The 15,600-nt window shown below is 46.9% G+C and carries 12 protein-coding genes and 1 pseudogene; 1 reads left to right on the top strand and 12 read right to left on the bottom strand.

Features of this window, described 5'->3' with window-relative positions; all coding sequences use genetic code 11:
* Positions 1-17: 17 nt before the first annotated feature.
* The 9 genes from PAEVO_RS26560 to PAEVO_RS26525 form a co-directional block, all read right to left on the bottom strand.
* Positions 18-953, bottom strand: a complete 936-nt coding sequence (locus PAEVO_RS26560) for a dihydrodipicolinate synthase family protein (protein ID WP_100540500.1) — start codon at positions 951-953, stop codon at positions 18-20.
* 18 nt (positions 954-971) lie between these two features.
* Positions 972-2,009 (bottom strand): sialidase family protein, encoded by a 1,038-nt coding sequence (locus PAEVO_RS26555; RefSeq protein ID WP_100540499.1) that lies wholly within the window; start codon positions 2,007-2,009, stop codon positions 972-974.
* On the bottom strand, positions 1,999-4,752 hold the full coding sequence (locus PAEVO_RS26550; RefSeq protein WP_100540498.1) for a sialidase family protein: 2,754 nt from the start codon (positions 4,750-4,752) through the stop codon (positions 1,999-2,001). The genes PAEVO_RS26555 and PAEVO_RS26550 overlap by 11 nt, the downstream gene beginning before the upstream one ends.
* A 14-nt stretch (positions 4,753-4,766) precedes the next feature.
* A complete protein-coding gene (locus PAEVO_RS26545; protein WP_243390946.1) occupies positions 4,767-5,654 on the bottom strand; it encodes a carbohydrate ABC transporter permease in 888 nt (295 codons plus the stop codon).
* Positions 5,655-5,662: 8 nt separating this feature from the next.
* Complete coding sequence (locus tag PAEVO_RS26540; protein ID WP_100540496.1) at positions 5,663-6,619, bottom strand: ABC transporter permease; 957 nt, start codon at positions 6,617-6,619, stop codon at positions 5,663-5,665.
* A gap of 21 nt (positions 6,620-6,640) precedes the next feature.
* Positions 6,641-8,191: an extracellular solute-binding protein gene (locus PAEVO_RS26535; RefSeq protein WP_100540495.1), complete on the bottom strand. Its 1,551-nt coding sequence runs from the start codon at positions 8,189-8,191 to the stop codon at positions 6,641-6,643.
* 203 nt (positions 8,192-8,394) lie between these two features.
* Entirely contained in the window at positions 8,395-10,782 is a 2,388-nt protein-coding gene (locus PAEVO_RS26530; protein WP_100540494.1) for a helix-turn-helix domain-containing protein, read from the bottom strand.
* 248 nt (positions 10,783-11,030) lie between these two features.
* On the bottom strand, positions 11,031-11,171 hold the full coding sequence (locus tag PAEVO_RS33995) for a hypothetical protein (RefSeq protein WP_165789764.1): 141 nt from the start codon (positions 11,169-11,171) through the stop codon (positions 11,031-11,033).
* Positions 11,168-12,529, bottom strand: coding sequence for a helix-turn-helix domain-containing protein (locus tag PAEVO_RS26525; protein WP_100540842.1), 1,362 nt, complete (start codon positions 12,527-12,529; stop codon positions 11,168-11,170). Before PAEVO_RS26525 ends, PAEVO_RS33995 begins: the two co-directional genes overlap by 4 nt.
* 299 nt (positions 12,530-12,828) lie before the next feature.
* Here PAEVO_RS26525 and PAEVO_RS26520 point away from each other — a divergent pair, with 299 nt between their 5' ends.
* Complete coding sequence (locus PAEVO_RS26520; RefSeq protein WP_100540493.1) at positions 12,829-13,149, top strand: helix-turn-helix domain-containing protein; 321 nt, start codon at positions 12,829-12,831, stop codon at positions 13,147-13,149.
* Positions 13,150-13,431: 282 nt separating this feature from the next.
* Here PAEVO_RS26520 and PAEVO_RS26515 read toward each other — a convergent pair whose 3' ends face one another.
* From PAEVO_RS26515 to PAEVO_RS26505, 3 genes and pseudogenes are all read right to left on the bottom strand, one after another.
* Positions 13,432-14,688 carry a DUF4073 domain-containing protein gene (locus PAEVO_RS26515; protein WP_100540492.1) on the bottom strand — a complete coding sequence of 419 codons (1,257 nt, stop codon included), beginning with the start codon at positions 14,686-14,688 and terminating at the stop codon, positions 13,432-13,434.
* A 314-nt stretch (positions 14,689-15,002) separates the two neighbouring features.
* A pseudogene (locus tag PAEVO_RS34950) lies at positions 15,003-15,134 on the bottom strand (pentapeptide repeat-containing protein); the annotation flags it as partial.
* A 56-nt stretch (positions 15,135-15,190) separates the two neighbouring features.
* Positions 15,191-15,559 (bottom strand): hypothetical protein, encoded by a 369-nt coding sequence (locus tag PAEVO_RS26505; RefSeq protein WP_100540491.1) that lies wholly within the window; start codon positions 15,557-15,559, stop codon positions 15,191-15,193.
* Between the last annotated feature and the right edge of the window lie 41 nt (positions 15,560-15,600).

Below are 15,600 nucleotides of genomic sequence, written 5' to 3'. Positions count from 1 at the left end.
CTACGCTCATTGCTCCCTTAAACCTTGATTCGATGATGATGCAGCAGCTCGCTATTCCGATAATAGTCGTCAATTTGCCGCCGCTCATCCTCCGTAAATTGTTTCAAAGGCTGGCGTACCTTTGGTGAGGATAGTACTCCCTGGAGGAATAAGACATACTTCTCATACGCGATGACGTCAAACCTTACCATATGCGATACGACCTCATTCGCTTTCGACTGCAAAGACTGGAGAAGCTCCATATCCGGTCTCTCCATAGCGCTAATCTGAGCGTGCATCTGAACAAAAGGTTCAGGCATCATATTGAAAGTGCTTCCGATCGCGCCGTCGGCTCCGGCATAAGCCCCGCTTAAATATACCTCGTCATGCCCGTTATAGATCATGAATCGCTCCCCGCATAACGCTCGGATCTGCTGCATCTCAAACAGATTCAGCGAGGTGAATTTCACGCCCACACATTGAGAGTTACGGCTCATGTGGCTGTAAAAGTCCATGGTTAGACTCACGCTGGTAGCTCCCGGATAATGATAGACGAGCATGGGCAGCGGTACGGCGGTCATGATCGTTTCATAATGCTCCCGGATCTCCTGCATCGTGACTTTATAATAGAACGGGACAACGGCCGATACGGCATCCACGCTTAAGGCTTCGGCATGCCGGGCTAGCTTAACCGACTCCATGGTACTTATGCAGCCGATATGCGCGATAACGGTCACTCGACCCTTTGTCGTCTTTACGACCGACTCAAGAACTTGCTGTCGTTCTTCCGTCGTCAGAATAAATCCTTCCCCTGTGCTTCCGCCAACGTAGAAGCCTTTAATTCCCAGCGAGATTTGATGTTCAACCAAACGAGACAACGATTCGAAATCAATCGATCCGTCTTCATGCATCGGGGTCAACAGTGCCGTAAATATGCCTTTAAATTTGCTGTGTTCTCCAGATATCTGGTTCACAAAACGTCCCCCTCATGTTTACAATGATTTCAATAAAAAATCATCCTCATAAAAGCTGTACCCGCGGATTTGCGCTCTAGGCGCATCATCCGCAATATATTGAACGACATAAATCTCCCCGTCTTCGAACTGTACCCAGCCCGAATAACCAAGGTCTGCAACTGGACTACGGTCGTAATCAATCGGCATGATTCTCGTCCACTGCTCCCGCCGCTCTATCGCCTTTGCTGATTCCTGATCCGTAAGAGCTGCGAAGAAGTTCTGTGTCCAGGTGCCAAGCCAGCCCTTACCGCCTTGCATGAAACGGTACGCAATCATAATGTTCCCGCTCTGAAGCATCCCTGCAACGGGACGATGACAACCGGGGAGAGGAACACGATACGGTCCGTTCCAAGTCTGGCCCTGATCATGGGATATTGATTTATAACAATCCAATCCCTGCCCTGAGTTCTCCCGGAGAAACGCAACCAACGTTCCATCCGGGAGGGGAAGTATACTTCCTTCACACAGCTTCAGATCCGGATGAGAAGCCACAGTGACAGGTCCCACCCAGTCCGCACCCTGATTATCGGAATACCAGAGCCGCTGCTCGCTTACCCCCGAATCCGGGTTTCGCTCATGGGCCGACAGCAGCCAGCGTCCGGTTGCAAGCTCACACAGTTTATCCGGAACGATACCGGTAACGGGCGTTTCCATAGGCTCCGACCAGTTATTCCCCTCCGCGTCTCCGATCCATATATAATTGCGGCCCCCGTTCTCCTTTTTCGCCGATATCAGATCCGCCACGATAACCAGCCGGTCGTCCCGAAGCCTCGATATGCGTGCACAATTCCAGTACGGAAGTCCGTTCGTCAATGACGTGAACGGTTGTTTGTCACTCCAGGTTCTCCCTTTGTCCGTACTTTCCGTCAACATCAGGCGTGTAGCCGACCGGTCTCCGTGGTGAGTGCATTGGGAAAATACGCATACCAGCTTGCCCGCGGCCGTTAGCGTTACGTCCGGCCATGCCTCATACCATTCCGTGTCTCTGCTGATTGCAAACCTTTCAATCGCCATCATGTTCATCCTCCTCATTGACAATTCTCGCTACTTCGATGATTACCGTCTTTGTCGTTGTATGTCCGGCATGATCTCTTGCTTCATAAGTGATGCTGTACTCCCGCTTCTGTCCGCCCGGGTTGCTCGCGGCCATCAGCTCAAAAGATGTGTCGCCAGTTCCAACCTCCGCACCACGGACGATTGAACTTGGATCCTGTACACCGCTGCCGGTAACAGATACCAGTGCAATCGAAGCGATTCCGGATGATTCATCCTTGGTGTGGATTTCCATCTCCACCGGCACCCATTTGCGATTGGGTGGCCAGATAACGTTACGGTTCGGAGAAATCGTGATATCCGGTACCGTCTTGTCGATGGACAGCGTAAGGGTACGCCCCTCCTCCACATTGCCTGCCCCGTCCCGGCTCCGATACTCCATCGTGGTAATCCCTTCTGCAGAAACAGGGACCGCTCCTTCATATGCCTTCCATTCCCCGCCGTCCAGTCGATATTCCGTACCCGTTACCTCAGATTCCTCATCTGATGCCGTTAGCTCCACCGTCACATCGGAGGTGTACCATCCATTCACTCCACCCGGCTCATCCGGAGTGACTATAGCTTTCGTTATCGGTGCTATCGCATCGGATGGCAGCTGATACAGCTTCCGGACGTCGGACGGATCCAGCGCGTGACGATAAATCCGCACATCGTCCAGACTACCGTTCCAATCGCGATTCGCCACTGTGCCTTTATCGAAACCGACGAATGGCGGAGCGTCTTCGTTCGACACATTCATGGCGGAACCGTCGAACCTCGCCGACGTCGCCGCCAGCTCACCGTTCACATATACGAGCAGATTACCGCCTTCCCGGATCCCCACAACATGTGTCCATTCCCCGGTTTTAACTAGACCCGAAGGGGTTGCAATGCCAATCTCCCTGTTCAGCGGCAGTCCGTTCAAATTCATTCGAACCGCACCGTTCTGTTCGACCGACATCCACCACTGCGGCACACCCCGACCCGCCGTACCGTACCACATCAGCAGGTGTCGCTGCCGAGACAGCGTCTCCGGGTTGACCCAAGCCGCAAAGCTAAAATCGCCAGTCCCAAAATGGAGATCCTGAGCTTGGGTGATCTCGACGTGAGAACGCTGTAAGGCATCCAGATGAAGAATATGGCCCTGCCCATCGGGACGAACCGCCCCTGGTCTTACCGCCGCACCGTTCTTCAGCAAACCGGTATGACCTTTGCCTGTCACATCCGTCACGCTCGAATCATCCGTCTGCTCAAAATCCCAATGAAGCAGCAGCTCCGGACGAGGTCTGGACCTATCCAATTCAATCGAATAGGTGCGTGTCTGACTCCCCAACCTGGCCGTAATGAAAAGATCTTCAAGTCCGTCAAGCCGAACCGCTCTTGGCACTCCTGAAGCCGCCGGCTCGCCCGCTATTTCAATTTCAATTCCTTCATTTGATGTAACCGGCTTCACCGTCACCTCTTCTGTTCCTTCATACATCGTCAGACGATAATGTCCGATGTCACCCCGAAACACGGGAGACAGCGAGCCTTCCGAGAACATCAGATCGTCCAGATGCGCTTCCTCCGCATCGAACCAAGCCAAATTGAATTTCGCAAACATGATTTTGTCATATGGTGTGTAACCCCCGCCTTCAAACAACAGGCCAATCGTTCCATCCGGTAGCACGGTGAGCGAAGAATAGGCGGAATGCCCGCTGTATACGGTCTTTGCTTCCGGCCAGGTGGCTCCGTCATCATAACTGAGCCGGACCGTCATATTTTCTCTAACGTTCTCATTGGCCGGATTGGCGAAAAGCAGCAGCTTGCTGCCCAGCTCATTATCGGCAGGCATGTAGCGGACAATGCTCGCCTGCACAACAGGATCAATCAGCTCGGGCGTATAAAAAACCGGTGACCAGGTTGCCCCTTGGTCGCTGCTTGTCGATATCGCCCTCCGCTTCAGCTCTTTGTTAGCGGACAAACGGTCGTTCCGCATCAGCGTGCCGTCCGTCAGCTCCACAACGGTCGCCTCGTTTGTGTCCGCTTGGATATAGCCGCTCTGATACCAGGTTAAGCCATGGTCATCACTTTGAATGTTTCGTCCGATCGCCGGAATCACCAGCCTCCCTTGGTTCGGCCCATGCCGGAGCTGAATCCCGATTGCAGGTCCCGTTGCATCCCACCTTATATTGGATGGCTGCACCTCCTCGAAACGGTTCACCGGTTCCGACCAGGTGACTCCGTCATCGTCACTGTATGAGCTCCAGATCGTACGCACGCCTCGGCTCGTTCCATTGTTGATCTCTTCAATCGTGTCGTCGCCATAATTATGGTTCATAAATAACCATATGCGGCCATTGCTCTCATCCTGCACCGCCGTCGGATTCCCGCAGGTATCCGCACTCATGTCGCACACCGTTTGGAGCGGCTCCCAGGTTGTGCCGCCGTCCAAGCTCCGCTTCAGCACAAGGTCGATATCACCCGTATCGGAAGCGCTGTTTTTACGTCCTTCGGCAAACGCCAGCAGGGTTCCATCCATGGTCGTCAATATGGTCGGAATGCGGAACGTATGATACCCCTCCGTACCAGCCAGAAACAAATCGATATTGCGAAATTGTGGTTCCCCATCGGCCACAGCTTGGGCCTCGGCAGCCTCACTTACGCCAACAGGTCCATAGGGAATGTGGGCAGCAATTAATATAAGCATCATCCAGCCAATGAGTAACTTACGAAATGGAATCAAGTTTATAAACCCTCCTATCCTTTAATAGAGCCAACCATAACTCCCTTAACGAAGTATTTTTGCAGGAACGGATATACAAACAATATTGGCAGCGTACTGATCATAATGACCGCGGATTTCAGCGTGGCCGCCGGGGGCGGATTGCGCACGTATTCCAGTTGGGCCTCATTCTGTGTAATTCCGGTCAGCAAAATGTTGCGCATGATGACCTGAACCGGCATCTTGTTGACATCATTAATGTAGATCGACGCCCCGAACCAATCATTCCAATGATGTACCGCATAGAATAAACCGATCGTGGCCATCGCCGGCATGGACAGCGGAATGACAATCTTGAACAGAATCAGCAGAGGGGTAGCCCCGTCAATGACGGCGGATTCCTCCAGCTCCTCCGGGAGTCCCATGAAGAAATTCCGGAGAATAAATAAATTCCACGCGCTGATCAGGCTGGGAAGGATAAGCACCCATAGCGTATCTTTAAGCCCCAGCGTATCCATCAACATATAGTTAGGGATCAAACCGCCTTGAAATATCATCGTCAGAAATATGAACAGCACAAGGCCGTTTCGTCCGGGCAAGCTCCGCCGGGCCAATCCATAAGCCAGCATGGATGTAAATAACAGATTGAGAATGGTGCCGACCACGACTCTGAAAATCGTAACCTGATAAGCATTTAAAATGATTTTCCCCCGGTTAAGCAGCACATCGTAGGCTGCGAAATCCAGCCGTTCCGGTATAAGCACGAACGCTCCGCGACGCATGGACTCCTCAGCGCTGATAAACGACGTTGACAGCACCGCAAGGAACGGAATAACAAACATGAGGGACAAGAAGATCAGAAAAACAATGTTGGCAACATCAAAAACTCGTTCACTTGTTGTAGGCTTTATTCCGCTCACCATATCCCCCCTTACCAGATTCCCGTTTGGTTCATTCGCTTCGCAATATAATTCGCGCCTAGGATGAGCACCATCGCCAGCAGATTTTTAAAAACACCGACCGCTGTGGCGAATGAATAGTTAAGCGATGTCAGGCCTTCTCTATACACATACGTATCGATAATGTCGGCCACCCCGTACACGGCAGGCGAATACAGCAGCAGCACCTTCTCGAAGCCCGCATTAAGTAAGCCTCCGATCGACAGAATGAGCATAATGACAATCACATGCGAAATGCCTGGCAATGTAATATGCCATGCCTGACGGAACCGGTTGGCACCGTCGATTTTGGCTGCCTCATACAGCCCCGGGTCAATGCCTGCCATAGCTGCCAGATATAAAATCGTCCCCCACCCGACGGTCTGCCACACATGGGATATAACGAGGATGGATCGGAAGTATTTGGGTTCTCCGAGGAACAGAATCGGCTCTCCGCCAAAAAACACGATAATCGCATTAAGCAGCCCGTTATCCGTGGACAGCATCATCATGATGAGACCTGCCACCACGACCGTCGAGATGAAATGCGGTAAATACGAAACCGTTTGAACGATCCGTTTGAACAGCCCGTTCTTCAATTCATTCATCAAGAGCGCTAGAATGATCGCGGACGGAAACCCGAACAACAGGTTATAAAAGCTGATCAGAAACGTATTGCGAAGCACGTTCCAGAAGTAATAGGAATCAAAGAAACGGACAAAATGATCGAAACCCACCCATTCCCCCGTTAAAATCCCCCGTACCCCTTCAAACGGCGAAATGTCTTTGAACGAAATGATAACGCCGAACATCGGCACGTAATCAAATATAAGGAAATAAAGGATCCCGGGCAGAATCAGGTAATAGTAAAATCGATGCTTTTTAACTGCAGCCCAGCGGCTTCGTTTCTTCAAGGCCGGCGGGGCAACAGTTGCAGTGTTAAGCTCCATCACACACGCAGCCCTCCCGTCTTATTTTTTCAGCTCAAAAAATTGCTTCGTGTACTCATCGATCCACATCTGCAGTCCGGCTTTGTTCAGCTGCTCAATATATTGATCGAATTCACTCAGGGGTCTTACGCCGGTCACGAACTTAACGAGCTCCTCGCTCCGCAAACGGTCCAGATCTTCAAGCATCGGGACATTCTGCTTCAGCCGTTCCTTGTCATATACGACGGTTGCATCCAGTGGCATTTTGGCTGCACTCACATTGGTAATCTCATGATTCAGGTAATCGGCATGCATCTTCTTCACGGGATCACGGAATGCGTATTTGTTCTCCGTCGCTAAGCCCAGAGAAAGCATATATTCACCGGCATACCGGAGATCCGGGCTAAGCAGCTCGATCTCGAACTTGTTGTCATCGAGATACTTCCAATTCTTCCCGAAGGCTGCATTCAGCGTATTGGTTGGCAAATCCTTGTATTGATGGTTGATGAACTTGATGACAGCTTCCGGATTCTTGGCTTTCTTGGTAACCAGCATGCCCGTCGTGTTTCCGCGCGACGCTGTCATCAGCTTACCGGCAGGACCGGTTAGATCCTTAGCAATCGCATAATCGGCTCCCTCCGGGAGATTCGGCTTGATCTGCGGGAACAGCAGCGTAATCCTGGAATACCACATAGAGGAGGTTCCAACCCGGTTGGTTTTTAGCAGCTCCAGCGGGTCGAATTTTGCAAAAGCTTCCTTATAGATGTAGCCTTTCTGGTACCAATCCGCCATCTTGGCCAAATAATCCTGATAGCCGGGCGCAAGCTCAACCGGTTTGATTTTGTTGTCGGCCGGATCAAGCCAATTACTGTTGCCGCCCTCCACGTAGGCGCCCATCAGCGCATTATTCATACCGCCCAGATCGGTCATCATCGGGATTGTGTCCGCCTTGCCATTACCGTCCGGATCGCCCTCCTGGAATGCCTTTAATACCGCTTCGAGCTCATCAATGGTCTTTGGCATTTCCAAATCCAGCTTCTTCAGCCAATCGGTACGAATCCAGACCGGGTAATGAACGGACGGCAGCCCCCGGGGAATGCCCCAGATCTTCCCGTCTTTATCGGTCATATAATCCCAAGCTTCCTGAGGCCATGCCTTCAGAATGTCCTGGCCGTGCTGCTCCAGCAAATCGTTTAGCGGAATGATAGCACCCTTCGAAGCATATTGATCCCAATCCCCCTGAAATACGTCCACCTCATCCTTGGACCCAAGCAGTAAATTCAACTTTTCGCCCTCGGAGCCTTTTGGCGGTACGATCGCAATCGGTTCAATGCCAAGCTCATCAATATACATCTGCTTCATTTCCTCTAGCGCATCCGGAATACTGCCTTCCGGTTTCTGATTCAAGGCCCCGGTATTCTGATAAATATAAATTTTAGCCATCTCCCCGGAACCCTTGTTTGAATCTCCGCTAACCTCCTTGGATCCGGCAGAGGCTCCATCGCCTCCGCTCCCTCCCGATCCTCCACCTGCACATGCCGCAAGCGAAAGCACCAGCATGGCGCTCAGCGTTGTATGAAACAGCTTCTTCATTCTTATTCCCTCCTTAAATTGGGTTGGGTCCGCGTTTCCAACATGGCCGGGACCTGCTTCAGGAGACAGCTTATCACGACATGTAAGCGCTTAAAATGTGAAATGCTGTACTTTTATAACACGATTTCTACTTATCAAATATTTGTTACGAAAGACAAAAATCCCGGTACTCCTTCTCTGGGAGTAAGAGGCCGGGATCGATACTATGAGTATATTTTTTTGTATTCGCCGGGAGTGATCCCGGTTATTTCCTTAAACACCTTAATAAAATAGTGGGCACTGCCGAATCCGACCTGCTTTCCGATCTCATTGATCTTAAGCCTGCCTTCCGCGAGCAGACGCTTGCTATTATCAACCCGTACCTGCTTCAGGTAATCAATGAAGGGCTGACCGGTGCTTTGCTTGAATAGTCTGCTGATATAAGCCGGGTTCAAATTCAGGTGCTCGGCAACCCACTGTAACGAGATATCTTTATCATAATCGTTCTCCAACATTTCAATGACTTTGGCAATGTGCTGGTTGCCCCTAGCGTGAATCTCTTGACGTATGCATTCAACCCCGCGCGTTATAAGCGATTGAAACCATGCGACGATATGATCCATCGAGCCCAGATCGAGCAGCTCTCGGTATGGATCTGTTCCCTTCTCGAACAGAGTTTCGATGCCTGTTCCAAACGAGCTGAATGAATACCGGATGGACGTGAACAATTGAATGAAGATCGGCTGGATCTGGTTGTAATGAAGCTTGTGTTTACAGGCCTCGATCTCGGCCACAAAGGCGTCGAATATGAAAAGAGCTTCCTGCAAGCAGGCAGTCCGGATACAACTGTTGAGCTTTTCCTCAAGCTGGTTCGGATAATGAAAGGTTTGCCCATTATCGGCACGGATATCGTCCATGGATATCACGTAACCTTTTCCATAGAGAATACGGTATTTTAACGCCTCTGCCGCTTCTTCATAAGCAAGGGGGAGCTCCTCGATCCCACTGCAGATACTTCCGACGCCAAGTGAGAACTGCACGCCCAGCCGTGCATTCACCTCATCGAGCAGCTGCTGTGCCAGATGGAACAATTGCTGACGCCCTTTTCCGGAAAGGTTAAAAACAACTGCGATTTTATCCTTCTCCACATTGACGACGAAAAATGCAGTACCCAGCCCCAGTACCACGCTGTCCTGCAAGGCATCCATGATCTTGATCTTGCACAGGTCCTGCGCCAGCATATCCTCGCCGTTAGAAGCCATCTCTTCATCAATGGACAGCAAGAACACAGACAGCTCATGAAGGCTGATAGGGAGTCCAAGATAATCCTTCTTTGATTCAATTTCCTCAAGACTCATCGTATGCCGCTGCAGCAGCGACAGCTTGAAACGTTCCAATTGAAAGGGCAGGCTTTCCTCCAGCCTTTCCTTATAATAATTGCGCTCATCAATGGTGGACCTGACAAAGCTGCCAATGACGCTGAGTTCATCATCCGGCCCGTTAGATTGCTCGCTGACCAGCTGGATTTTCCCATCGCTCCTCCCCTTCGCAAGTGCATTCAAACGGGAGATCGGCTTATACAAGCTCCTGGAAGAGAAGTAGGAGAGCAGCAGCGAGAACAGCATTAAAGCGCCGGCAGAATACGTAATCGTCTGTTTGATGTCAATCGTGCCCTGCGTGTACACCCCCATATCGGATATGTTGACGAAGGTCCAACCCAATAGCGCGGAAGAAGAGTAGCTAACCAGCTTCTTGCTGCCATTGAGCTCGATGGAATACGATCCTGACTTGGCTCTTTGCAGAGCCTCGGGTAATCCAATTTGCTGAACACCGCCCGTCATTGAAGATTGGCTGCGGAATACGAGATTTCCAGATGAGGACACTACGTACATGTCGTCACTCGCATTCAATTTGCTGATAATATCCTCATAAATCATGGCCGCATCGAGGTTGACGATGATGGCGTTGTTGGCTTTTTTGGATTTATAGATCACGGACAGGAGATCCTTATCCCCGTCAGGATATTGCTTCGCGGTCCGAGTGTCCAAGAAGACAGGATTCACCTGCATGGTCTGCACGGCGTCATACCAGTCTTTATCATAAAAATCCTCCCTCCGAAACTGACGATTGGAGCGGTCTTTATCTGAAGTGATCACTAGGTTCTTGCTGCTGTCATAAAAGTATACGGAATCCACGAATTGATCAGAGAGTTTGAATGAGTTCATCGTGAGGAAGGTATTCTTCTTGGCTTCCAGATAAGCGTAGAGCGCCGGCAGGTCTTCCTCCGGAATCTCCCCTTGAAGCCCTTCGTAGTAAGCCCCGTTCGGGAAATTCTCGAAGCTAATGAAAGAGCGGTTGAGTGCAAGCAAATTCGAATTTTCCTTAATCCGGTTCAGCAAAATCTCAAGGGTGTTGATCGTCTGGTTCAAATATTGCAGCTTGTTGTTACCCGTCTCTTCTTCTACAATGCCGGATACCCTGTAATATGCAAAAATATTGGAGATCAAACTCGGAAGCACGGTAATGAGCACCGTCGTGACAATTAACTTCAGAAAAAACTTACGCTTTTTCATGCTTCCCACGGAATCGATCCAATTTCTTATTTGAAGCATCCTTATCCCCCTTGGCCCGAATTATGAAGACACAGCAACACGGAACTATTCAGGGCAGCGTATTGAGCACTGATACAATCCTGACTCAATTATAAAGCGCTTACAATATGTACACAGATTATACCTTATGGGCTTGTTGTTAGGTAGGTTTTATAGGCGCATATCCATCCATAATATATTGCTGGGCATGTAAAAAAGCCTATTCCTACTCATACTTCGAGTTGGAATAAGCCTTTGAAATAAGAGATCTAAGATCCCCCAATACCATGTGTAAATTGCTGAACGAGCGGTGGTTCAGCCAGCGTGGAATCATCATCAGCATGCACAGGAACATTAATAGAAATAACCATACAGAATGCAATCAAAAATAACACTATTTTTCTTTTCATTTTATTTTCACCTCACTGATTAGAATATTATATCTATTTTGTATTTCCACAGATGCAACATGTCTGAACTGCTCAAAAGATTGAACACATTTCAGAATGGCGTCATCTTTATGAATATCAATGGCTACTGCCAAACCATCTAATAAATAAGTCAAACCATCCTCGTACCTTTGTCTGTTCAGATAATAGGATGAAAGTTCGATCAAAAAATGCGTATACCGATCTTCTCCCACTTGATGGTGGTACGTTTGCGACTGTCCCTTTATCGCAGTATACGAAGAAATCTTGCTTTGAAATTTCTGCAAAATATAATCTACGTTAAAATGATACTGATTAGCCGCCTGGAGAATTTTAGTCAAAGCAGGAAGAATCTCGTCTTCTTTGGATTCAATATAAGCCACATAATCCGGCAGAACCTCGACCTTACCTGACAACAGTTGGTATAGATATGTATTTGCCACAGCCCACATTTTATATTGCTCTTTAATTCGATGAGCTTCTTCAGAATCCTCCTTGACCCAACTCAGTTCTGAATATAGCAATACATATCGTAATGCCTGCTCATAATCTCCTCGTTCATCACAAACACCCGAACGTAATAAATACGAGTATATAATATATAGAAACAGCGGACGTTTCGGTTCCTTCTGGAGACAATGACTTTTGGTCTGTTCATATTTATAAGAATATTGGATAGTTGCCTTTCGTCCCATCTTTTCTGCAATTTCCTCAACCTTATCCCAATATCGAAGAGAACTATAAATATTAGCCAAATCCTTCAACGCATCAAATTGATCCACTTCATCTAAACGCTCGACGAATTCCTCAAATTTGGTGGCTGCCCTAAGATTCTTTTCCTGATCATGACCTAATGAGATTGTAAACAGTCGATAATGGCACAGAGCTAACCGTTCAGAATGTTGATATTTCTCACTTTCGGCTACTGATTCGTATATCATTGCGGCTGCTGAATACTTGCCTTGATTAAACAAATCCTCTGCTGTGTCAAAAAGAAGTGGCACATAAGCTAGGTTATCCGTCATGTATCGAACAACCTTCTGAATTAATTTCAGCTTATCCAGTTCGGCACAGCGGTACAAAAACGGCTTTAGTCTTCTCCAATTCAGCGGATAAGCAAAACATTCATCCGCATACAGCTCGTAAAAGCTGCCTTCGGGAAGTCCCATGGCCGATACCATTCGATCTAATTGCTGCATAGCAATGGGGCGTATCCCTTTAATAATAGTGCTTAACGTCCCTGAGTTAATTTTTGATAGTTCCGCAAATTGATTTATAGTTAATCCCGTCTTTTTCAGGTGAAAATCCAATTCTGATCGTATCGTGGTTGTATGTATCAATTCAACAACCTCCAATAAGAATATCCGCATTCGGAACATCCATAATTTAGTACATCAATATAATAATAGTAATAGTATAGATTAATTTAACGCCTGTCAATTAAAGCATAAAGCTAGCTTCCCGGACAAAACCACTTTGTTTAGGAAGTACCTTTAATCCTATCCTACTATATTTGAATATATTTACAATTTATCACAAAAACCTTATAAGGACAATATTTTATGCATAATGAATCTTTTAGTGACTCCATTATTAACTACCTTTTGTCTACACTTCTTATAAGAGGAGTCGATCATATATGGATAAATCGATTGCAGAGAGATTGGGCATTATCATTCGAGAAATTAGAAAAAGTCAGGATCTAACCCAAGAGGAGCTTGCCGAGAAAATTGGTTCCTCTTTTAGTTATATTGGCAGGCTGGAAAGAGGGGAAGGCAATTTCACCGTGCAAACCCTCGAAAAAATTACAACAGCGCTTAATCTGGACTTCTTTGACTTTATGTCATTAGGTAAAAAAGATAATGAGGTCATATTTGAAATTAACTCGCTGCTACTACAGCAAGATGAAGAAAACCAGTTAAGAGGATTAAACATCCTTAAAGAGTTGTATCGAAAATAAAAAATGAACATTACAAACGAGATCTATCTTCCTATAAGATCTATTGGGTCAGCATTTCAAAACGATATAACTAACTCCTGATTAGACGGGAGTTTTTTTATTTGTTTACCGAATTGATAAATGAACTTGTTTTGAAAAAAGATTGATCAAAACAAACTCTACTATGCATGGAATCAGATTTTCCAAAACATTGTCCAGGCTTGAGGTCCTGAACTAAAACGTAATTTGTGCACGCAAAAAAACAGAGCGTTAATTGAATCAACACTCTGTTCTATTCAGACATTATTTTTTGAAAGTCACCTTTTTAGATAATCCATCTTCCAGGTTCATTTCACCTTTATGGCGAACGAATACATTTTGGTTTCCTTCAAATTTTGGAGGATTCTTCGGATCATAGTCAACCCAGCGACTTTTCCCATTTCCATTACCATTTCCTTTTACAGAATATTCCATATATTGCGTAGCACCAATGAGCTCATTTTTCTTATCATCAGCTTCAACATGAGGTGGTAATTGAGCAACAGTACCCTGATGCACACCCAGCTCTTTAATGATTTTATCTGTTTTATTATCATACGCTTTTATTACTACATCATTTCCGTTCACTTCAACCTGAAGGCCCTGTTTAAAATCATTGCCCGTCGACACTTCACCACCATTAGGCCCTGCCGATGCCCAGCCCGCTTGAATCCCAGCTGTGTTCACAACCGTAAAACCACGCTTATCTCCACCATCGACTACCTTTTTACCTGCCCAATCCGGAAGATTCAGATCCCAGTGACTATGACTTGTAAAGAGAATGACTTGCGGATAATCCTTTAAGATGGCTTCTAATTTTTCTTGGTCTAAGTAATCACCTGTATAAGGGGATTGATTGGAGCCTGAAATACTATCCTTCAGAATATGATGACTAAACAGAAAGATGGGTTTATTTGGATCGTTCTTTGAATATTCTTCAAGATTCTGCTTTAACCAATCAAGCTGCTCATCACTAAGGTAAACCTCATCCCACAAGGATTTATCATGGTAGTGCATATATTTTTCGGTTCCTAAGAAAAGGAACGGATATCCGTCTAACTCTTTTTTATGGTAGACTTTCTCCTCGCCAGTAAAGTTATAAAAGTTTTGGAACATTTCGGACTCCGGCGTATGATTTGGCCACGTGTTTTGCGCTAATGTGTTCGGTGTTGCCCATTTTGGTTTGTAAAACTCATGATTTCCTATGCTGTACCATACATTTTCCGGATGAGGATTATGATCTAACACCTGTTGTACGGCTTGATATTCAAAATCCCACCCTCGGTCTGTAATATCACCATTCACGATTAATGCTTTTGAAGTTGGGTTTACCTGTTTCATATCGTGAAGCACATGCTTAAAGTCATTGTAATCCCCTTGAATGTCACTAATGACATCAAAAGTAAGACCTGGATTTTTTGAAAATTGATGTTCATCCAGTTTTGCTTGAGCTGATCCTGAAAAAGCACCTATATTGAAAATCATAGATGCTGCCATCATACCTGTTAGTAGCTTCTTCACAATTATTCCTCCTAGTTATCATCATTTCAGAATATCATCCGCTAAGGATATAAGTTTCTATATTATAGTAAACAGGAAATATTAAGGTAATATTCTCCTAGAGTAAATAATGCACAAAAATATGTAAATAAACCAAAGCTGCAACAATATTTAGAGAAAATTGTTGTTCCGCTGATGAAGATATTACCTTCTCCCTAGCTCCAGTACCCATTGTTTGATATCATCGCCTTCCAACCTTCTTGGATTCTCTTCAGATCCAACAAAAATTTGGCTGACACTTCATCAATTCCGCTAACTTCTTCAAAGCCAGTTCCTTAGAGAAGTGCTCCATCAAGCAGGGCTTTTGTTAAATCACCTTTAATAAACTTTGCGCTTAGATTTGCTCTTCGAAATGATGCTCGCCTCGAGTCTGATCCAGATATGTTAGTAAAGCTAAGATCTGCATCATCAAAAGAGGATTTTTAGGGATGCGTAATCAAATAGTGGTTAAGAGCAAAAGCGCCTAAAGGGCCTTGGCTCCCTGCTGCCCCAGATAGGCCGACTTCCCCATCTCATTCATTCGCTCTTGCTCGGCCTGTATCCTTTCACCGAATTTCTCGCGGGTGTCGCCAACGTCAAATGCCATTTTGGCGCCCCATATGGTCGTATTCAAGACCTCCTCGGCAGTCCCTATTGTAACATCGTAAGCCATCTGTTTACCGGTTCCGATCGGATCTTCAACCAAGGCGTTTGCCTTATCTTCAACACACGACGCCAGCATCTGAATCCGTTGATTCAGCGTGTTTTTGTTCGCTTCCAGCTGATCAGAGGACCTGTCGAATTGATCCGACACTGCCAGCAGCACCTCAGGAGGTACAAGTATCTTGGACATACGTCAACCTCTTCGTCATTTTGTTAGATAGTCATTCTACT

The sequence above is a fragment of the Paenibacillus sp. GM2FR genome (assembly GCF_002803325.1).
Lineage (GTDB): Bacteria > Bacillota > Bacilli > Paenibacillales > Paenibacillaceae > Paenibacillus_AQ > Paenibacillus_AQ lautus.
The sequence above is the reverse complement of the archived record's forward strand: the minus strand, read 5'-3'. Positions and strand labels throughout refer to the sequence as shown.